This window comes from Pseudoalteromonas sp. MM17-2, from assembly GCF_022347945.1.
In the GTDB taxonomy this organism is placed as follows: domain Bacteria; phylum Pseudomonadota; class Gammaproteobacteria; order Enterobacterales; family Alteromonadaceae; genus Pseudoalteromonas; species Pseudoalteromonas ruthenica.
This window is the reverse complement of sequence record NZ_JAKRFV010000030.1, coordinates 16,689-36,606: the sequence shown is the minus strand read 5'-3', so window position 1 is coordinate 36,606 and position 19,918 is coordinate 16,689. Positions and strand designations below refer to the sequence as shown.

The following is a 19,918-nucleotide window of genomic DNA, read 5'->3' as shown; positions in this document are numbered from 1 at the left end:
CATATAGAATAACTTAGACCCGGGTTGTTAGCTCAGTTGGGAGAGCATCGCCCTTACAAGGCGAGGGTCACTGGTTCAAGTCCAGTACAACCCACCATTCTACCGTGCCTCATGCGCACCACTCTATATGGGTTGTTAGCTCAGTTGGGAGAGCATCGCCCTTACAAGGCGAGGGTCACTGGTTCAAGTCCAGTACAACCCACCATATAGACACTTATTAGATATAAAACCTTTGATGCCAAGCATCGCACTCAGTCCCTATTCCAAGGCAAAAATCACTGGCTCAAACCCAGTACAACCCATTATATAGATACTCTTTAGATACAAAACCCTCGATGCTCAGCATCGCACTCGTTCCCTATTCCAAGGCTGGAATCACTGGCTCAAATCCAGTACACCCCACCATAGAGACACTCACCAGATATAAAACCCTCGATGCTCGGCATCGCACTCGTTCCCTATTCCAAGGCAAAAATCACTGGTTCAAGTCCAGTACAACCCGCCATATAGACACTCACCAGATATAAAACCCTCGATGCTCGGCATCGCACTCAGTCCCTATTCCAAGGCAAAAATCACTGGCTCAAAACCAGTTCAACCCACTATATAGATACTCTTTAGATATAAAGCACAATATATAAACGCCTTGTAATATAAAGCCTTAGGTACTCAACATACCACCTTCTTATTATCCAACGCCTGCACATTAACCATGACTGCACAGCTTTTATTCTCTTCACCAGCATTTTCTGGCTTTATTCGCGATTTACTTGTCAGCAGCTAGACTAGTTTATATAGTCGGTTTAAATAACATCTCCCTAGTAGCGGTATGGCCCAGCAAGTTTCCAGCTCAGCGCATATATTAATCATTGAAGAGCAGCCATTAGCACTTAGCTATATGAAGCAATCTTTAGAGCGTTTGGGCTACAGACGCTTACGCTTTGCTGAAAATGCCGTTGTCGCCAAGACATTATGTAAAGAAGACGCTTTCGACTTGATCATCTGTGCGTTTAACTTAAGCAAGCACCAAGATGGCTATCAATTATATGAAGAGCTTAAGGTAAATAAGCTGATCAAAGGCGCCACAGGCTTTATTTTTATTTCTGCAGAAACCTCGGGGGCATTAGTACACAGTGTGCTTGAGCTACATCCCGATGACTTTTTAGTAAAACCCTTCAATACCCTGGAACTGAAAAGCCGTATCGAGCGCGTAGTGAAACGCAAACGCGCGCTCAAGGATATTTTCCAGCTCATGGATGATGAGAATTACTCCAAAGCGGTAAAGATGATCGATACTAAACTTGCCAGCCAACAAGGTTATGCGGCAGTGCTACTGCGCCTTAAAGGGGATGCTCTGCTACTGCAGCAGCAATATGAGCAGGCAAAAACCTTCTTTAAATCTGTATTGGATATTCAAAAATTTACCTGGGCGCGCATTGGCTTAGTTGAAGCACTTATTGGAAACAACGAGCATAACCTCGCCCACCGCATGCTCAAAACCCTGCTAGAGCGTACTGAAACCCGTCTTGTTGCTTATGACTTATTAGGGCAGTTAGAGATAAAATTGAATCAATTCGAGCAGGCCCAAGAGTACTTAAGCGCGGCTACCACTATGGCTCCGCGCAATCTAGAGCGTCAAGAGTCTCTCTCGCAGGTAGCGCAGATCAATCATGATTATGAACAAACCTACCTGGCTAAACGTGATATTGCTAAGTTTGCTCGCCACTCAGTACACGATAACCCAGAGGCCTACCTTAATGCCGCTCGAGCAGGTATTGATTATGCTTTAACCACCGATCAAGGCGAGCAAATATCCCGCGTTACCCGACAAACAACCAAATACCTTAATGACCTAAAAAAGCAGTTTCCTGATGCCCAGCAACAAACCCAGGTGGATGTTCTTAACGCGCGGCTTCATTATTTAAAAGATGAACACCACAAAGCCAAAATGCTTATCGAGCAGCTGGTCATTGATGACTCTCCTATCCGCTCTATTGATGGTGCCCTTGATCAAGCCAAGGCATACCATGAGCTAGGCTTTCACACGCAAGCCCAGGCATTGTTTAACAAAATTATCGATCATTGTGAGCGCTACCCTGAGAGACGCTCTGAATTGCAACTAAAAAGCGTCATTCAACAGCAAAGTGAGCGCCGAGATTTACGCATGGGGCCGCGTGAGTTGAACAACCATGCGGTAGAGAAATTTAAACAGGGCAATTACCTATTGGCACTGGAAGCTTTTACTCAGGCTTTTCGGGTGATGCCGAAAAACCGCAGTATTGCCCTAAACTTATTGCAGTGCTTGTATGAAGGCAGCACCCGCCAAGGCATGACGTTTAACCAGCAACTTGCCAACAAGTGTGTAAGCTTACTGGAACAGGCAGATTTAGATGCGGAGATGAGCGAGCGCTTTGAAAAGATAAAGCAGAAATATATTAACAAGCACTCACATATCGCTTAGCCGCCGAGATTGTTGCCCGCACCTTGCTAGCTTTGCTATGCCAAGCGTGTATATTAAGTCACTACCCAACGACAATAAAAAACACGGACAACAATGAAGCCAATCAACCCCCTTGCTCTTGCCATCACTTTGGCCTTAGTAGGCTGCTCTGAAGCCCCCCAAACCATCGCAAAAGCAGAGCAACCAACTCAGCAACGCAATCAAGCGCCAACGTCTGAACAAGTTCATAATGCCGTAGAGCAATACACCAAAACCTTTATCAGCCATCAAAGCGCCCTAGCCACATCGCTAAAGCTACCAGAGCAAAGTTATGGTGACTATAACCGCCAGCTCCCTGATTATTCAGTGGCCGGTATGCAGCAACTGCAAAAAGATATGCGCCGCGCTGGCGAGCAATTAGCAGCACTGCAACACCCTGATTTGGCTGCGGATGAGTCATTGCACCTGCGCGTCAATGAGGTAATTGCTCGCTATTATGCTGGTGACGAAGACTTTGCAGCGGGCTATATCGATGCCTGGGGCGGGCACCTACCTTACGTGGTCAACCAACTGTCCGGTCCGCTCATCGATTTACCCAACCTGCTTAAAGATCAGCATGAGGTCTCAGACATTGAAGATGCTGACAATTACCTTGCTCGTCTACGTGGTTTTGCCGAGGTTATTGCACAGGTCAGAGAAAAACTTAAAGCCGACGCCAAGCTTGGAGTCATATTACCGAAACCCTTGTTTGCAAACACATTGGGTTATTTAACTAATTTTACCGCTGTGCAACCCAGCGAGCACCCGCTTGTTGCCTCATTCGCCAACAAGCTAAGTGCTATCGACGGCCTTGATGAGCGCCAACGCCAGGATTACATAAACACTGCCGAGACACTCGTGCGCACTGAGATTTATCCTGGGTTTGCGGGTGTAAGCAAAGACATGGCGGCGCTTGAAGAGCACGCGCCCACTGATGTCGGTATTTGGGCGCAACCAAATGGCGATGCCTTCTATCAGCATGAAATCACTTACTTAGGGGACTCCACGCTCACTGCCGAGCAAATCCACCAGCTAGGCCTTAATGAGGTCGCGCGCATTACCGAACGTATGGATGAAATCCTTAAAGCCAACGGCTACAGTGAAGGCAGCGTTGGCAAGCGCATGCAGCAACTCAATAACGAACCTCGCTTTTTATATGAAGATAGCGATGCAGGGCGAGCCGAGCTACTCACCTTTTTACGCGGTGAGATAAGCAAAATTGTCGCCAAGGCGCCGCAGTATTTCTCCACCTTACCACCACAAAAAGTAGAGGTGCGTCGTATTCCTGTCGCTGTTGAGGCAGGCTCCGCCGGCGGCTATTATAACGGCCCATCGCTGGACGGTTCACGCCCTGGTGTATTCTTTATTAACCTCAAGGATATGAAAGCAGTTCCCAGTTTCGGCATGAAAACACTCACATACCATGAGGCTGTACCGGGACACCATTTCCAAATCGCATTGAATATGTTGCAACAAGATATTGGCCTGATGCGCCAAAATGCCTCCTTTAATGCCTATGTCGAGGGCTGGGCGCTTTACTCCGAGCTCGTCGCTTATGAGATGGGGATGTATCAGGACGACCCGTTTGGTGACTTAGGACGATTACAGGCTGAAGTATACCGCGCTGCACGTTTGGTGGTAGACACCGGCCTGCACTATAAAAAATGGACACGCCAGCAAGCCATTGATTATTTCGCCGAGGCCACAGGCACCGCTATGAGTGATGTTGTCTCTGCCATTGACCGCTATATTGCGTGGCCAGGTCAGGCCTTGGGTTACAAACTAGGTATGATCAAACTGGTCGAGCTGCGTGATAAAGCGCGTACAGCACTAGGCGACAAGTTCGACATAAAAGCGTTTCACGATGTTGTTCTCACTCCTGGGGCTCGCCCTATGGCGATTGTTGAGCAAGACATTGATGCTTGGATAGCTAGTCAACAATAACCTTTGCGTGGGGCGAGCTACCTCGCCCCGTAATTTTTCAATCCTCGCCTTTATAAATGGCCACTGCGTTAATACAGTAGCGCAGGTGAGACGGTGGCGGGCCATCCGGGAACACATGCCCCAAATGCGCATCACACACATTGCACACCGCTTCAATCCGCTGCATCCCATGGCTACTATCACTGATGTAGGCGATAGCATTGGCTTGTGCCGGTTGCGTAAAAGAAGGCCAACCGCTGCCGCTGTCGAATTTCTCATCACCGGCGAATAAAACGTTATCGCAGCACACACAAAGGTAACGCCCTGGCTCAAAAAGAGTGCATGAATCGCTACTATATGGACGTTCAGTGCCTTTTTGGCGAGTCACATAAAACGCTTCGTCACTGAGTTGCTGCCGCCACTGTTCATCGCTTTTTTCCACACGATAAGGAGGCTCCGGATTGCCTTTTTCACTCATACGCATAATGTCTTGCCAATTAAGCATAAACACTCCTTAAATTTGATAATGCCTTAAGATGATATAACAGCAAAGCTAACGCCACAGCGAGGCTGCTTTTAGGACCACAGCTTAGCCACATGAGCTATGCAATATCGACCTGTGTATCGGCCATAATAGCGCGCATGTATGCCAATAGCGCGTCACGCGTAGCAACTAAACTCAGCTCACACTCGCTATTGCTAGTGACAATGCACATACGATGGTCGTACACCCTAATGTGCCTGATATTATGTAAGGGAATACTCTGCCACGGGCCATGGAGATCATAAACCCCTGCTAGTGAGCACACTCTGAGTTGACCCTGCTGACGATGAATAAAATTGCTAATGGGGTTGCGCGCTCTAAAAAGCGCCGTGAGCCGATAAAGGCATGAGCTTAGCGCCACCAAGTAGCCACCCCCGATGATCAGTGTTAACCAAGGCCAAGATAACGTCAAAACCATAATTAACACCACCACGGGGAGAGCCAATAAGGTGTATTTAGCAAGCATTACATCCACAGCTCGGGCGGCGTTGACGACCTTCATCTGGTTAGCGCTTGTCTGCACCGTCTTTTTTGCTTTCCAGTTCATCCGGCCAGTCAGCGAAAAAGACTTTGAGGTAGCGACTACGCAATAAATACAGTATGACCCACGCAACCATGACCCCCTGTAGGGCTAAATGGAGAGAGAACTGATAATACTGCTGAGCGGCTTGGAGCATGATCCAAGTAAAATCCAATATCGCGCACACTAATAACGGCCAACGCATAAACCGCCATAAAGGTTTGAGTTTCAGGCTCGAGCTAGGTCGGCGCAATGAGTAAAGCACCGCAGGGACTAAGGCAATAGCACCAATCCCTAGGGCAATAAAGAAGTCACGTTTTTGTTGGTATACCAAGGCGACTAAATCAAGCTCGGGGCGTCGCGAAATCGCTGCAAACGCCCAAATTAGATAAGCCCGAAGCAGCACCAGTAGGGACAAAGTAAAGCCTATAGGGGTGCGATAAGCACCGTGTTTATCCCAATACTCGGGGCCGTAACGATTCACAGCTGCGACTTCCTATCGGCTAACACACCAACCAATATAAACGCCGCCAGTACCGTCAGTGGCAGATAAGTGCTGCCAAAGAGCATCAATAATTTAGCGATCAGAGGGCTTACCCACAGCGTAAGCGCTCCCAAGCCGAATGCACTCACCAACACAAACACTAAGGTGCGCAGCATAAAGTGCTTCGCAGCAACTACTTTTTTCACCGCCTTGATCACGTCAGCGGCATACAGGCCGATAATGCACACCACAAACACCAAGGCAATATCACCAAGATAAGGCGATAGCCATTGTCCCAGTTGATAAAGGCCTGATTTCAACCAGTTAATGAAGTCACTCATATTAACCGCCATGCTCGCTTAGCAATTCGAGCAGCGCCTCTTCTGAGAGCACATCCACTCCCAATTCTTGCGCTTTGGTTAGCTTCGAGCCCGCTTTTTCCCCAGCCACTAAGGCATGAGTTTTAGCCGATACGCTGCCCGCGACCTTCGCCCCTAATGCTTGTAATCTCGCTTTGGCGTCATTGCGACTTAGCTGGCTTAAGGTACCGGTGATCACATAGGTTAGACCATTGAGTGGTTGCTCGTTATCGGCTTTCACTTCAATGGCCGGCCAGTGCAGCCCTTGCTTTAGTAATTCCTCAACCACTTGCTGGTTCAGCGTCTCACTAAAGAAACTCACTATATGTTTAGCCACCACTTCACCAACATCGCTGACCTCTTGTAAGCTTTCGACGTCGGCCTGCATTAACGCATCGAGGGTGCGATAGTGCATGGCCAAGTTTTGTGCGGTGGCCTCTCCCACTTCACGGATCCCCAGCGCGTAAATAAACTTAGCCAAGGTTGTTTCTTTCGCCGCTTCAAGGGCACTGACTAGGTTAGCTGCGGATTTGGGCCCCATACGCTCAAGGCTCTCGAAATGACCCTGGCGCAGTTGAAAAAGCTCTGCTGGCGTGTGGATTAATTCGCGCTCCACCAGTTGCTCAACAATTTTATCGCCGAGGCCATCGATATCCATGGCTTTGCGTGAGGCAAAGTGTTTAATGGCCTCTTTACGCTGCGCAGCACAAACCAAACCACCGCTGCAGCGCGCCACAGCCTCGCCCTCTATACGCTCAACGTGGGAATCACAGACTGGGCACTGCTGCGGAAAGACAATCTCCTTGGCATCTGCGGGGCGGCGCTCAAGCACCACTTGAGTTATTTGAGGGATCACATCACCAGCTCGGCGCACCACCACGGTGTCACCAACTTTTACGCCTAAGCGGGCTATTTCATCACCATTGTGCAGTGTGGCGTTGGATACTGTCACCCCCCCTACGTACACTGGGTGCAAACGGGCTACAGGGGTAATTGCCCCAGTACGACCCACTTGGAATTCCACATCCAGTAACTGGGTGATCTCTTCCTGCGCCGGAAATTTATAGGCAATAGCCCAGCGCGGCGCTCGGGCGACAAAGCCTAAACGTTGCTGATGAGCCTTACTATTCACTTTAATTACCACCCCATCAATTTCATATTTAAGCTCGCCTCGGCGGGTTAAAATGTCTTGATAGTAAGCAATCGCTTGCTCTGTGCCGTTGACAAGCTTGGTCTCCGGGCACAGCGGCAATCCCCAGTCTTTTAATTGGTGCAGCTGCTCATAGTGGCCGTCGGCCAAATCGGCCCCGGTAATTTGCCCCATCGAGTAGGCATAAAACATCAATGGCCGCTTAGCGGTAATTTTAGAATCTAACTGACGCAGGCTTCCCGCTGCGGCATTGCGTGGATTGGCAAACACTTTGCCCTCGTTTTTTGTCGCCTCTTCGTTAAGGCGCGCAAAACCTGCTAAATCCATAAACACTTCGCCGCGCACTTCTAACTCTTGTGGGTAATCACCCCGCAGCTTTAGAGGAATATTACGAATGGTTTTAACGTTCTCGGTAATATTTTCACCAACTTGACCGTCGCCGCGCGTTGCCGCTTGCACTAATACGCCGTCGCGGTACAAAATCGACACCGCCAAGCCATCTAATTTAGGCTCGCAGCAAAACGCCAGTGCTTGCGTGTCTGCCAAGCGGTCTTGAATACGTTTATTAAAGGCGTTGAATTCGCTCTCATCAAAGGCATTATCCAAGGATAACATCGGCACTTGGTGAGTGACTTGAGCAAACTTGCTCAGTGCTGTGCCGCCGACCTTTTGGCTGGGAGAATCAGGGCTAAGCAAATGTGGATGTTCGTTTTCGAGCGCCTGTAACTCGCGCAGCAAACGATCATATTCGGCATCGGGAAGGCTGGGGTTATCCAATACGTAGTAGTTGTAATTGTGCTCTTCTATCTCAAGGCGCAATTGTGCAATGCGTTGCTCTGGCGTGCTACTCATAAGTTCCTCATAAAAAAGCCACCGCATCAAGTGGGTGGCTGCTACTACTTACAGAATGTGATATTAAGCGTATTCACGTACTTTTTCGACGTATTCACGCACGGTGCTGACGCTTAGTGGCTGGCGGTTATGATCTAATAACTCAGCGCCAAACTCATCTGCCACTTTCTTCGCCGCGCTGTGCAACATATTAAAGGTGGCCATGGCTTCGCCATCGTTAGGCAAAGTCATAAATAAGCTCACGCCTGCAGTGCTGAACTGCTCCATATTGTCGACGTCAAAAGTGCCTGGGTTGTACATGTTAACCATACGGAACAACACTGGGCCCTGACCGCTGGCTTGCTCGTGACGGTGGAAAAAGCCATCGTCGGAATATTTAAATCCTAAGGTCAGCACTAAGGGTAATAACTTAGCCCCTTGCATTTGCAGCCCTTCAGGCATATGCACGTGAATGATCACAAAATCTTCTGCTGGCTGCTCGCTGTCACTCTTGGCTTCAGTTTCTTCATGCGCCGTTGCGGGCTCGTCATCAATGTTAATTTCGCCAATGCTTGGTTCATCGTCGATAGCACCAAAGCTGGGCTCATCATGCTGCACTGATGTTGGCTCAGGTTCAGAACGACTCACCGTGTCTTGCGTATTGTGCGGTTCATGGGGCTCTGCCTTTGGCTGTGGTTTAGCTTTAGCAGGTTTGTTCTCGACTGCTTGAGAGCGTTTGCGTACTGACCACAAGCCATGAACTAGCAAACCACCAATGACCACTGCACTGATTAAAATTAATACCCATCTGAGATTTTCGGCCATCCCCTCACCTTTATTCTGTGTTTGTTTAACTTAACTGGCTTGAGCCATTTCCATTGCTTGCTCAATATCCACCGCAACCATACGCGACACACCCGGCTCAGCCATGGTCACGCCGGTTAAACGCCCTGCCATCTCCATGGCTATTTTGTTATGACTTATATAAATAAACTGCACTGTTTGCGACATTTCCTCGACCAAACGACAAAAACGACCGACATTGGCATCATCCAGAGGTGCATCCACCTCATCAAGCATACAAAACGGGGCTGGATTGAGCCTGAATATTGAAAACACCAATGATAATGCGGTCAGCGCTTTTTCTCCACCACTTAGCAAATGGATCGTTGAATTTTTCTTGCCTGGCGGACGAGCCATGATAGCGACCCCGCTTTCCAGCAAATCATCGCTGGTTAATTCCAAATAGGCTGAGCCGCCGCCAAAGACCTTAGGGAACAACTCTTTTAGATCGTCATTAATCTGATCAAAGGTACTTTTAAATTGCGCTTTGGTCTGGCGGTCAATTTTAGCAATCGCCGACTCTAAAATCTCCAAGGCATCGGTTAAATCTTTTAGCTGCTCATCAAGGTAAGCTTTGCGCTGCTTGGCACTGGCAAACTCATCAATCGCCGCCAGATTAACAGCGCCAAGCGTGTCTAACTGCTTATCAATTTGCGCAAGCTGCGCTTGCCAGCGACCCACTGCGGCATCGTCATCAAGGCTTTCGAGCACCTCTTTGAGCGTGACTTTGAGCTCTTCTAATGGTGCTAGCGCCTGCTGCGCTTTCAGTGTCAGGGTTTGCTCCGCCAATAGCGCCTGCTGAATCTGCTCTTGCAATTGCTCACGCTGCTGCTCACCTTGGGCTAAGCGTGACTTATTTTGCTCATAGTTTTGCTGTGCTGTATCAAGCTGATGACGCAAATCAAGCTGCTGCTCGCTCAGGCGCTCTTTTTCCTGCAACAAGGTTTCAATTTGCTCGGCCATTTGCTCAAGCGGCTGCTCCAGCGCTTGCTGCTGCTCCTGAGCCTGCTCCACCGTTAACGCCAAGCGGCTTAATTCATTGTCGATGTGCGTCAGCTTATTCTCACTGAGGGACAACTCACTTTGCTGACGCTCTGCGCTAAGACGCGTATCTGCGACTCGCGTTTGATGCTCCCGCAACTGTTGCTCGCATTGGCGCAAATGCTGTTGACCCTGCTCGTACTGACCCTGCAATTGCTCATTGTACTGCTGCGCTTGTTCCAAAAGCTCCTGTGCCTGCTGAAACTGCTCGTCAGTGAGTGCCTGCTTATCTTGAAGTTCGCGGTCTCGGGTCATCAACGCTTGTTGTTTTTCACTGAGGCGTTGTTGTTGCTGTTGCCATTGTTGTTGTTGCTCGCGCAATAATTCCAAACGGGTTTGCATGCTGGCATGGCTACGTGAAAGCTCATGCACTTGCTTCTTACTATTGTCCAGTTGCTGCGTATACTGCCCTCGCTCCTCATGTAACTGTTGTAGATATTGCTCACTTTGTTGTTGCTGTCGCTGTGCACTATCAAGCTGGCTATCAAGTTGCGCCAGTTGCTGACGTTTAGCTAAAATGCCTTGTTGTGCTTGCTCATTTTCGAGCGCCCAATGACGACCATGCAATGTACCTTGGCTGTCAACCACCGCAAACCAATAGTCATCTGCCAACAGCGTAATAACACCATTTTCGACATAGGCGATACGGTCAAGCAGGTCCGGGTACTCGCCTTGCTGGATAAACGCACTGACGGCCTCGGCTTTAACCTGGTGCTCGGTGGGCTGTAGCCAACTCCCCTGGCGCTGCTCAGTTAACTGCAAATGCTGTAACTGCATCAGTGCCGCCTCAATTATCGCTTCATAACCGCCTTGTACCTCGAGCTGAAACAGCAAACTTTGTTGCTCGTGGTGCTGTGCGAGCAACTCCGCCATCGCTTGTTGTTTGGCACTCAGTTGACGCGCTTGATCTTGGTGTTGTTGATATTCGTTTTTGCCCTGTTGATAGGCCTGTTGCGCCGCAGTTAATTGCTTTTCGACACGCTGCTGCTCACTTTTGGCACTGGCTAACTGGGTGGTCAAGGTTTTGACCTCAGCTTCACTATCTTGCAGCTGTTGATTAATAGGTTGCTCGTGGTGCGCCTTGAGTTGCTCTTGCACCTCTTGCAGTTGCTCAGTGTTACTTCGTTGCTCCGCGCTCAGTGCGTGCAACTCATGCTGGCTTTGTTGGACTTGCTGCTGGTTTTGGTACAGCTGCTCACGCTGTTGGTGTTGCTGGTTTTGCAGTTGCTCAAATTGTTCTTGCGCGACAAGGTGCTGCTCATTTAACTGCTCTGCTTGTGCTTGCAGTAATTCCAACTGTTCACGCACCTGCGCTAACTCTTGCTGTTTTTGCGTCACCGCGTCGTTTTGCTGGCGCTTATCAACCACCAGCGCTTGGTGCTTTTCATCACTTTGCTGCAATGTCGCATGCAACTGCTGCAGCTGCTGTTTGCTATGAATATGTTGCTGCTCGACTCGCGCCAACTGATTATCGGTTTGAAACTGCTGTTGCTGTGCAGCGGCTAAAGCGTGCTGGGTATCATCAACTTGCTGTTGATAGGCGCTGAGTACATCTTGCTCACCACTGTGTGCTTCTTTAATAAAGGTGAGCTGTTCTTTTAACTGCGCGAGTTGTTGCGATTTTTCCAGTTGCTGGGCATGCAGTTTTTGCCATTTCAACACCGCCAGTTCACTTTTTAGCTGTCGTTGCCGGGCTTTGAGTTCACGGTATTGCTGGGCTTGCTGCGCCTGAGTCTCAAGTTTATCGAGTTGAGCTTGCAGCTCACTACGCACATCAAGCAAGCGCTCAAGGTTTTCGCGGGTGCTGCGAATGCGGGTCTGTGTCTCTCTGCGGCGCTCTTTGTATTTCGACACGCCAGCAGCTTCTTCGATAAACACTCGCAGCTCATGAGGTTTACTTTCGATAAGCCGGGAAATCATCCCTTGCTCGATAATGGCGTAACTGCGCGGGCCCAAACCGGTGCCGAGGAAGATGTCGGTGATATCTCGCTTACGACATTTACTGCCGTTGAGGTAATACAGGGATTGACCATCGCGGGTAACAACACGCTTAATGGCTACTTGGTTACGTGATGCCATAGTGCCAGGCAAACGCCCTTGCGTGTTATCAAAAATGAGTTCAACGGCGGCTTGGGAGACCGGCTTTCGGGTGGCTGCACCATTAAAAATAACGTCGCTCATCGCGTCGCCACGTAAATTCTTTGCCGAGCTTTCTCCTAACACCCAACGCACGGCATCAATCACATTCGATTTGCCACAGCCGTTAGGGCCGACGACACAGGTCATGGCGTCGGGAAAAGGTATTTTTGTTGCCTCGACGAAGGACTTAAACCCCGCCAGCTTAATGCTGCTTAAGCGCATTGATGCCCCAGTTATTATGATTATACGTTTGGTGGCTGCGGCCTAACCGCTACAACGCTTTATATTATCTAAAATTATGCCACTGGCAATAGCCACATTAAGCGACTCTGCTCCGCCGTAACCGTTAATGGTAATGCGTTCTGTGATAGCTTGACTCACCGCCTCACTGATACCATGAGACTCACTGCCCATAACGAGCACCCCTTGCTGAGCGAATTCGACATGGTGTACGTTAGTGCCACCTAGAAATGCGCCGTAAACAGGTTTATCAAGCTGTTGTAGGTACTCAGGTAAATCAACTGTGGCGCACGACACACGCGTGAATGAACCCATAGTGGCACTGATCACCTTGGGGTTGTATGGGTCGGCACAATTCGATGAAAGTAAAATCTGCGAAAAGCCATACCAATCCGCTAAACGGATCAGGGTGCCTAAGTTGCCAGGGTCGCTAACACCATCAAGGGCCAATTGCCAAGGTGTTTCCTTAATAGTTGCATCGCGCATAGGTGCAACAGCAATAACCTCGTTATTGGTCACCAGCGTACTGACTTTCGAGAGGCTTCCCTCATCGCTTTGGTGAATATGGCGGGCATCGAGACGAGCGCCCAGCAGTTGGTGATGCTGCGCTAAAAAGCTTTCGCTGGCAAAGACACTGTCAATATCATGGTCGCTTTGCAATAGCTCAAGGACGTTTTTCGCCCCTTGTACTAAAAACATATGATGTTGACGGCGATATTTCTTTTGCCCTAACTGGCGCAAATATTTTTGTTGGTTTTTGGACAGCATACAGTGCCTTCGTCATTCCCCTAGACAATAGTCGCGATTATACACATGCGGGAGCATAAAGCGGAGCCCTGATCAAAGGTTGCATTGCACAGGTTGCAATATTTTAAGCTTAACGCTAAATTAACGCTCTTAAATTTACTTAGGACTTATGGACGTTTAAATGGACTTAGATACTACCCCCACCCCATCCGCGCGCTCGCAAGAGTTTGAAGCCTACTCTCGGCGCGTAGAATTTTCCGGCTCCGGGAAAGAGTTTTTCTCAATTTGGATCGTTAACATCGTGCTCACGTTGTTGACGCTAGGCATATACTCCGCTTGGGCCAAAGTGCGCACTTATCGCTATTTTTATGGTCACACCCAACTTGATGGTCACCGTTTTGATTACCTTGCATCGCCTATACAAATTTTAAAAGGCCGCATTCTCGCCTTTATTTTATTTGTTATTTATATGTTCTGTACTCAATTTGTGCCTATTCTCGGTGTTTTAGCGGTGTTCGGATTGCTATTTTTAATGCCGTGGATGGTCAATCAGGGCATGCGTTTTAATATGCGCATGAGTCGCTATCGCAATGTACGCTTTGCGTTTAAAGGTAACTATGGCGATGCATTTTTGAATTTCATTGTGTTGCCTATCGTAAGTGTATTTACGCTTTATTTGTTGCTGCCTTACGTACTCAAGCGCATTGATAAATACCTACATAGCGAAATTAGTTATGCCGATAAACCCATCACTGTGAACACCAAAGGCGGTGAGTATTACTTGGCTGTGATTTTGGCCTATGTTGCCTGTGCCATTGTCGGTGTAATAGTCATGACTATCGCTGGCGTATTTGGTTTGAGTTTACAAACCATGATGCTGGATCCTGAAGGGTTTGAACAATCGCTCACCACCATTAGCGCAGTGGCATTAATCATCTTATTCGTTGTTGGCTATACCGCTATTTTTGCCGTTTACATGGGTGTGTATCAAACTCATGTTCGTAACCACTTGCTCAATAGCAGTGAGATCGAAGGTATCGCCAGTTTTAAATCCGATTTACGCATAGTGGATTACACCTTACTGACTCTCACCAATGCACTTGCCGTGTTATGTACTCTCGGTTTAGCCATCCCGTGGGCAAAAGTACGCACTGCAAAAATGCTATGCCGAGCCACTGAGATCACCTTCTTATGCGATCCGCAAACACTGATTGACGCGCAAGGTGAGCAAAACTCATCATTTGCTGAAGAAGCAGCTGATTTCTTTGATGTTGACCTTTCATTAGGATAAGCCATGCAAGTAACGGGCGTTTATTACTTGCATAAGCAAAGCCAAAGTGTGCACGCCACGCTTTGGCTTTGTGATGCTGGTGTGCAACTGCTCAGTGATGATGAGCTCATCGCGCAGTTTGATGATTATCAGCAAGGGCAACAAATAACAGGCCTACCGGTGGAATTGACCTTTGCCGATGGCAGTCGCTTTGTGCCCCACGACGCTCAGCATCGCTGGCCGAGTGAGTCGCGCTGGGACAAAGCATTGGAAGCTATTGAGCGCCATAAGTTGGCCCTTTGCGCCTGTGTTTTGGCCGCTGCCTTACTGTGCTGGGTCTTATTTTTCAAAATAATTCCCAGCACTGCTGCAACGGTGGCTCGCGCCCTGCCTGAACCCATTGTCCATGCTGCCTCAGAACAAAGTTTCGAAGCGGTTAAATACCTTTACCTTGAACCCAGCGAACTGAGTGACGCGCGTAAACAACATATTCGCACTCTGTGGCATAATCATATAAACAAAATAGAGAACCCGCCTTCGCATTTACAATTGCACTTTTTTAGCGCCCCGGAAATTGGAGCCAATGCCTTTGCTCTGCCCGATGGGCAAGTCGTGTTAACTGATGAGTTGGCCGACGCATTAAAAGGGAACGACACCGCACTGCTGGCGGTGCTGTTGCATGAAATTGGTCATGTCGAGTATCAGCACGGTCTCACCTTAGCGGCGCAATCAGCGGGTGCCTCGGTATCGTTGGCGCTCTTATTTGGCGACTTGCAAGGGTTTGCTGAGATTATCATGGGCACCGGCTCGACGTTGCTACAACAGCAATTTTCCCGCGATATGGAGCGCCAAGCCGATGATTACGCATTACGCGAACTTAAACGCTTAGGCTATTCATCGAAAGCCTTTGCTGAGGCCATGCAAGCGCTCGCACAGGCCCATGAGTTGGACCCTCAGCAGGATTCGCAGTGGGAGTACTTATCTTCTCACCCTGCTATTTCTGAACGTATTGAACGGGCTCAACAAGCCCAAGAATAAAAGGAACCCTTATGGCGTATGATTTTGGTTCAAAAGGCTTAGGCATAACCAACCCCTTTAAAGCGGAGGGGTTAATTCGCTCCATCGGCGGCCTGTGTATCGCCCTATTAGGCCTGTATAGCCTCTTTAAAGTAACCGCCCTCACCGAGCACAACTTGGTCGCGGCTTGGATCTACGCCGGCTTTGGCCTTGTGCTGTTGATTATGGGGTTACAGCGCTGTGGCAGCGGCTTGTTCCAGTTGTTTAAGTTTTTTGTTGGTCGTTCTGTGCCTAGCTCCTTGGCGCTAAACCTCACTAAAAGCGAGCAAGAAAATGCAGAGTTGGAGCGCCGAAAGGGATCGTTAGCCTACAGCGCAAAAACCCTAGAGTCGATGCTGATGGGCCGCAAAAACACCACGTTTAGCGAACCCAAAGGTTGGGTTGGCCGCTTGGTGCATTCGATTATGCCAAAGCTGGTGTTTTTACCTTATCCAATGCGTAATGTCGCACAAGAAATTGTCGCAGTGTTGTTGCAGACAGTGCTCGCGCTTATTGCCTTCGCATTGACGTATTTTGTGTCTTCTTCTGGGCTTGCCGGTAAAGCGGGCCATATTATTATTCCTATATTTTCAGCGCTTATTTTAGTCTACCTACTGCTATGTTGGCGCAGTGCAGCCAAGGCCGTCAGTCTTAAACGCGTTAAACAGCTCAAAGATGTGGGGGCTGCATCATTGGCAAAAGTCATCGCTTTTTCGGTGATTTTCCCGGTGATCATCGGTCTTATTTATCATCATGTATTTGCTCCTTCAGCCCATGAATTGCAGCAATGGCAAAGTGTGACCGAGCAAGTCGTTAGCTTTTCTGCCTGGCCTAGCCTTATCACCTTATTGGCACTGGGTGCCATAGCCAGTGTCGCGCTGTTTTACTTGTTGACGACTAGAGCACAGCAAAGCAACGCGCAAACGGAAGTGAGCGAATATCGCGCCAATTTACAAGAGTCGGTGCACCCTAATGAAATTTTTATCAACATTGAAAATATCGTGCTGGCCAATCGACGCTATCGAGAGATCCCTAACCGCACCTACATTGACTTTGATCCCACGTTGAATGAGCAGTCGCAGGGCAAAGGCGATTTTCGTGGTGAGCTGTTAATCGAAACTCAGCCTGAGTTCACGCCAACTCCAGCGCCGCAAGGGTTCAAAGCGACGCGCTTATTTAGCACCATAGCGGCACAACTTTGCGTGGTCATCGGCGCCTGCTTGTTGTTTGCTTTGGCCGCAAAAGTTCAGGGCTTGTACGACTTTCTAGCCCAGTCATGGGACAACGTAGACAGCTTTGTGCGCAGTGCCGAACGAGGCGACGGTGCTGCAATGCAGCAGTGGCTTGGGCAGTTATCAGCATTGGTCGTGACGTTACTCAGTGGCTTTTTCTTCTGGCAGATATTCAGCACCATCGGACGTATGCTGGAGAACTTTAGCCATGTATTTTGGGCTGAGTTGCGCTTTAGTTCGCTGCTGCTGTATATGAAAACGGAAGGCACCTTTACCGAGTCTAAGATCTCCACCGGTATGTCCATTCACGATTCCACTCGCAGTGAAAATGTCATTGTTAAATCATCAATCACGCCATGGATTGTTAGCTCGCGTATCCACACTAGCACCTTTGCCAGTAGTGGCAGCGACAATGTGGAAATGCCGCGCTATGTGATGACCATGGAGAAAAACGAGCAAGAGCTCAATACCATCGTTGATGAAATAGACGGCTTCTTAAAAGGCCGTGAGACCATCGCTGGTTTTTCCAATACAGCCGACCTCCAGCACGCAGAAAATATACTCAAGGTGAACCAAGCCTCGCGCGCCGAAGATGGTACGCCTAAGCTGAGCGATGATAAAGCGGGCGGCTTTCGTGAACGCCAAGACACCCAGCAATTAGAAGAAAATAAATAATGGCTATGGCCCAACTCAAGTTGGGCCTTTTTGCAACAAAGCATGAATAGAGTCTGTTATTTGTTTACGCCTTAGTTATACTGCGGAACCATCAAGATCCAAATAGTAGAGGTATGCCATGCAGTTAGGTCGTGGTTTTGAATACTTTTTTAGCGGCTTTACGCTGATCACCCAAAAAGGCCTAAAGCGCTTCGTACTTATCCCGCTGTTGATCAACTTAGTGATCTTCGGCACGTCTTTATTCTTTATCTATGGCTGGCTCACTGATGCGTTTGCCTGGCTCAATGCACAGTTACCGGAATGGCTGACTTGGCTGGAATTTATTTTATGGCCATTGGCTATATTGGTGCTGCTGTTTAGCTACTCTATGGTGTTCACGGTGATCACTAACTTTATTGCCGCGCCGTTCAACGGCATTCTCTCGGAAAAAGTGGAGATGCACTTAACCGGGCAGCGCATTAACGATGATGGCTTGCTCGATACCATGCGCGATGTGCCACGTATGCTTGGGCGAGAGTGGACTAAGCTATGCTATTACTTACCTCGCGCCCTTGGCTTTTTCATCCTCATGTGGTTTTTACCGGTGATCGGACAGATCATTTGGGCCCTGTTCACCTGTTGGATGTTTGCGGTGCAATATAAAGACTATGCGTTTGATAATCACAAGGTCAGCTTCAAGGATATGAAACGCGACCTTAAAGCCCACCAAGGCTTGTCTTACGGCTTTGGTGCCGGAGTGATGATATGTGCTGCGGTGCCTATTTTGAATATGATCATCATGCCTGTGGCGGTCTGTGGTGCCACGAAATTATGGGTAGAAAATTATCGCAGCCAGTACCGCAGCTTGTGATAAAACCGAAGTTCACTGCTGTATTTGTTGTTGCGGCAATAGCCTTTGCCGCATTCTTGGGCTGGATTATTTATTTGGCCAATAGCGGCCAAAACAGCCTTTTCTTCCAATGGATCGCAGCGATACCTTACGGCGACAAACTTGGCCACTTGGTGCTTTTTGCGACTTTTACACTGTTAGCCACGCTTGCCCTCGGCGCAAGAGTAGTGCCTCTTTATGGCAAAGTGAAGGTGTATTGGGGCGCTCTTTTGGTGTGTGCATTTGCACTGATTGAAGAGATAAGCCAAGCGTTTATTGCCACGCGTACATTTGATTTAGTCGATTTAGGCGCCGATTTACTCGGTATTATTGCCGCTAGTATCGTGCTGGCATGGATATTGAAGCGACAGGCACAATCAACCGAGAGGTAAAGATTAAAGCCGGGTTATTGCCCGGCTTTTGTTGACTAGCTATAGACGTTTTGCGGTACGCGCAACACCTGTACATGCACCGTCACCTCTTCGCGGTCATGGTATAAGTGCTTAGCCTGTAAGTTAAACTTCACTCCATACTCGCGCAACTCTTGATCAATGCGCTGCATATTTTCATATACACAGTCAAAGCGTTTCTTCATTGGCAGTTTCAAGTTAAAGATGAGCTCTTTGGCGAAGCCATTCACCGCCCAATCAATCATAAGCTCGGTAACACGGCTGGGTTTTTCTACCATGTCACATACTAACCAATCGATGTTGCGACGCTCTGGGCGGAACTTAAAGCCATCCTCGCGGTAATGCTTCACTTGTCCGCTTTCCATTAACGCTTGGTCCATAGGGCCATTATCAATGGCTTGCACAAACATTCCTCGGCGCACTAGTTGATAGGTCCAGCCGCCTGGACAGGCACCTAAATCGACCGCTTTCATTCCGGAGCGCACCCTGTCTTCTTGTTCGTCTTCTGGGACGAACACCATAAAGGCCTCGTCTAGTTTCAACGTTGAACGGCTCGGTGCATCTTTCGGATAACGTAAACGGGGGATCCCCATATACAGTGCTGAATTATTAAAACTAAACGAATAGCCCACATAAGCTGTGTCACTGGCGATAAATAACACGTGTAATATCGGTCGGTTTTTCACTTGCTGGCGCAGTAAGGTTTCTTGTTTCTCTAACCCTTTCGCCAGTGGCGTGCTAATTTTCTTACAAAACTTAGAGAGCTCTTTGCCGTCGTTGGTGTCACAGGTTTCCACGCGCAGTTCGCCACATAATGGAAACTCCTTGGCCGCTTCACATAAGCTGGTAACACGGTCATCGATAGGCATACGCGCTATTTGCTTGCCGACAAACCATTGCCGAGCAAACACCATATCTTTAAATGGAATTTTCTTAAGCAGGTATTCCGCTTCATCATGGCTGTAGCAGTGATACACCACCAATGCCGAGTTTGGCTTGGCTTTTACATAGCCGCCGACGCCATGTTGACTGGCATGGTGGGTGATTTCTGCGGCGGCATCATTTTCGAAACCAGCGCGACAATAAATAACAATACAGGACATGGTG

At 48.7% G+C, this 19,918-nt stretch carries 16 protein-coding genes and 2 tRNA genes; 9 read left to right on the top strand and 9 right to left on the bottom strand.

Going from position 1 to position 19,918, the window contains the following annotated elements; genetic code table 11:
* The first annotated feature begins 21 nt into the window (after positions 1–21).
* The 4 genes from MHM93_RS18185 (at position 22) to MHM93_RS18170 (ending at position 4,423) form a co-directional block, all read left to right on the top strand.
* Positions 22–97: transfer RNA gene (locus tag MHM93_RS18185), tRNA-Val, on the top strand.
* 32 nt (positions 98–129) lie between these two features.
* Positions 130–205 (top strand) — tRNA-Val (locus MHM93_RS18180).
* A 624-nt stretch (positions 206–829) separates the two neighbouring features.
* Entirely contained in the window at positions 830–2,461 is a 1,632-nt protein-coding gene (locus tag MHM93_RS18175; RefSeq protein WP_239450086.1) for a response regulator, read from the top strand.
* A 93-nt stretch (positions 2,462–2,554) separates the two neighbouring features.
* Positions 2,555–4,423: a DUF885 domain-containing protein gene (locus MHM93_RS18170; protein ID WP_239450085.1), complete on the top strand. Its 1,869-nt coding sequence runs from the start codon at positions 2,555–2,557 to the stop codon at positions 4,421–4,423.
* Positions 4,424–4,460: 37 nt separating this feature from the next.
* On the opposite strand, the gene msrB is transcribed toward MHM93_RS18170, so the two are convergent.
* The 8 genes from msrB to MHM93_RS18130 all read right to left on the bottom strand — a co-directional run bounded on the left by msrB (position 4,461) and on the right by MHM93_RS18130 (position 13,321).
* On the bottom strand, positions 4,461–4,907 hold the full coding sequence (msrB, locus tag MHM93_RS18165; protein WP_053911887.1) for a peptide-methionine (R)-S-oxide reductase MsrB: 447 nt from the start codon (positions 4,905–4,907) through the stop codon (positions 4,461–4,463).
* Positions 4,908–5,004: 97 nt separating this feature from the next.
* Entirely contained in the window at positions 5,005–5,469 is a 465-nt protein-coding gene (locus MHM93_RS18160; RefSeq protein WP_239450084.1) for a hypothetical protein, read from the bottom strand.
* Positions 5,453–5,950, bottom strand: coding sequence for a DUF2919 domain-containing protein (locus MHM93_RS18155; RefSeq protein WP_022944711.1), 498 nt, complete (start codon positions 5,948–5,950; stop codon positions 5,453–5,455). Before MHM93_RS18155 ends, MHM93_RS18160 begins: the two co-directional genes overlap by 17 nt.
* Complete coding sequence (locus MHM93_RS18150; protein ID WP_053911885.1) at positions 5,947–6,291, bottom strand: DUF3392 family protein; 345 nt, start codon at positions 6,289–6,291, stop codon at positions 5,947–5,949. The genes MHM93_RS18155 and MHM93_RS18150 overlap by 4 nt, the downstream gene beginning before the upstream one ends.
* A 1-nt stretch (position 6,292) precedes the next feature.
* Positions 6,293–8,311: an NAD-dependent DNA ligase LigA gene (ligA, locus tag MHM93_RS18145; protein WP_239450083.1), complete on the bottom strand. Its 2,019-nt coding sequence runs from the start codon at positions 8,309–8,311 to the stop codon at positions 6,293–6,295.
* A 63-nt stretch (positions 8,312–8,374) separates the two neighbouring features.
* The gene (zipA, locus tag MHM93_RS18140) at positions 8,375–9,115 is read right to left on the bottom strand and encodes a cell division protein ZipA (RefSeq protein WP_239450082.1); all 741 of its coding nucleotides are present in this window, start codon (positions 9,113–9,115) and stop codon (positions 8,375–8,377) included.
* 30 nt (positions 9,116–9,145) lie between these two features.
* The gene (gene smc, locus MHM93_RS18135; protein ID WP_239450081.1) at positions 9,146–12,535 is read right to left on the bottom strand and encodes a chromosome segregation protein SMC; all 3,390 of its coding nucleotides are present in this window, start codon (positions 12,533–12,535) and stop codon (positions 9,146–9,148) included.
* Between the two features lie 42 nt (positions 12,536–12,577).
* Positions 12,578–13,321: an RNA methyltransferase gene (locus tag MHM93_RS18130; protein ID WP_239450080.1), complete on the bottom strand. Its 744-nt coding sequence runs from the start codon at positions 13,319–13,321 to the stop codon at positions 12,578–12,580.
* Positions 13,322–13,481: 160 nt separating this feature from the next.
* Between MHM93_RS18130 and MHM93_RS18125 the strand changes: the two genes are divergently transcribed.
* The 5 genes from MHM93_RS18125 to MHM93_RS18105 all read left to right on the top strand — a co-directional run bounded on the left by MHM93_RS18125 (position 13,482) and on the right by MHM93_RS18105 (position 18,793).
* Positions 13,482–14,591 (top strand): YjgN family protein, encoded by a 1,110-nt coding sequence (locus MHM93_RS18125; RefSeq protein WP_239450079.1) that lies wholly within the window; start codon positions 13,482–13,484, stop codon positions 14,589–14,591.
* A 3-nt stretch (positions 14,592–14,594) separates the two neighbouring features.
* Entirely contained in the window at positions 14,595–15,608 is a 1,014-nt protein-coding gene (locus tag MHM93_RS18120; RefSeq protein WP_239450078.1) for a M48 family metallopeptidase, read from the top strand.
* A gap of 11 nt (positions 15,609–15,619) precedes the next feature.
* Positions 15,620–17,533 carry a hypothetical protein gene (locus tag MHM93_RS18115; protein ID WP_239450077.1) on the top strand — a complete coding sequence of 638 codons (1,914 nt, stop codon included), beginning with the start codon at positions 15,620–15,622 and terminating at the stop codon, positions 17,531–17,533.
* Positions 17,534–17,651: 118 nt separating this feature from the next.
* Positions 17,652–18,383 (top strand): sulfate transporter CysZ, encoded by a 732-nt coding sequence (cysZ, locus tag MHM93_RS18110; RefSeq protein ID WP_053911878.1) that lies wholly within the window; start codon positions 17,652–17,654, stop codon positions 18,381–18,383.
* Complete coding sequence (locus tag MHM93_RS18105; protein ID WP_239450076.1) at positions 18,344–18,793, top strand: VanZ family protein; 450 nt, start codon at positions 18,344–18,346, stop codon at positions 18,791–18,793. Before cysZ ends, MHM93_RS18105 begins: the two co-directional genes overlap by 40 nt.
* Positions 18,794–18,828: 35 nt before the next feature.
* Here the strand turns inward: MHM93_RS18105 and rlmM are convergent, their stop codons facing one another.
* Positions 18,829–19,914 carry a 23S rRNA (cytidine(2498)-2'-O)-methyltransferase RlmM gene (rlmM, locus tag MHM93_RS18100; protein ID WP_053911877.1) on the bottom strand — a complete coding sequence of 362 codons (1,086 nt, stop codon included), beginning with the start codon at positions 19,912–19,914 and terminating at the stop codon, positions 18,829–18,831.
* Positions 19,915–19,918 lie beyond the last annotated feature (4 nt).

Coding starts and splice junctions, on each gene's coding strand:
- MHM93_RS18120 (WP_239450078.1), top strand. CDS start 14,595: ATGCAAGTAACGGGCGTTTATTACTTGCATAAGCAAAGCCAAAGTGTG.
- MHM93_RS18130 (WP_239450080.1), bottom strand. CDS start 13,321: ATGCTGTCCAAAAACCAACAAAAATATTTGCGCCAGTTAGGGCAAAAG.
- MHM93_RS18175 (WP_239450086.1), top strand. CDS start 830: ATGGCCCAGCAAGTTTCCAGCTCAGCGCATATATTAATCATTGAAGAG.
- MHM93_RS18115 (WP_239450077.1), top strand. CDS start 15,620: ATGGCGTATGATTTTGGTTCAAAAGGCTTAGGCATAACCAACCCCTTT.
- ligA (WP_239450083.1), bottom strand. CDS start 8,311: ATGAGTAGCACGCCAGAGCAACGCATTGCACAATTGCGCCTTGAGATA.
- cysZ (WP_053911878.1), top strand. CDS start 17,652: ATGCAGTTAGGTCGTGGTTTTGAATACTTTTTTAGCGGCTTTACGCTG.
- smc (WP_239450081.1), bottom strand. CDS start 12,535: ATGCGCTTAAGCAGCATTAAGCTGGCGGGGTTTAAGTCCTTCGTCGAG.
- MHM93_RS18125 (WP_239450079.1), top strand. CDS start 13,482: ATGGACTTAGATACTACCCCCACCCCATCCGCGCGCTCGCAAGAGTTT.
- MHM93_RS18170 (WP_239450085.1), top strand. CDS start 2,555: ATGAAGCCAATCAACCCCCTTGCTCTTGCCATCACTTTGGCCTTAGTA.
- msrB (WP_053911887.1), bottom strand. CDS start 4,907: ATGCTTAATTGGCAAGACATTATGCGTATGAGTGAAAAAGGCAATCCG.
- zipA (WP_239450082.1), bottom strand. CDS start 9,115: ATGGCCGAAAATCTCAGATGGGTATTAATTTTAATCAGTGCAGTGGTC.
- MHM93_RS18105 (WP_239450076.1), top strand. CDS start 18,344: ATGGGTAGAAAATTATCGCAGCCAGTACCGCAGCTTGTGATAAAACCG.
- MHM93_RS18150 (WP_053911885.1), bottom strand. CDS start 6,291: ATGAGTGACTTCATTAACTGGTTGAAATCAGGCCTTTATCAACTGGGA.
- rlmM (WP_053911877.1), bottom strand. CDS start 19,914: ATGTCCTGTATTGTTATTTATTGTCGCGCTGGTTTCGAAAATGATGCC.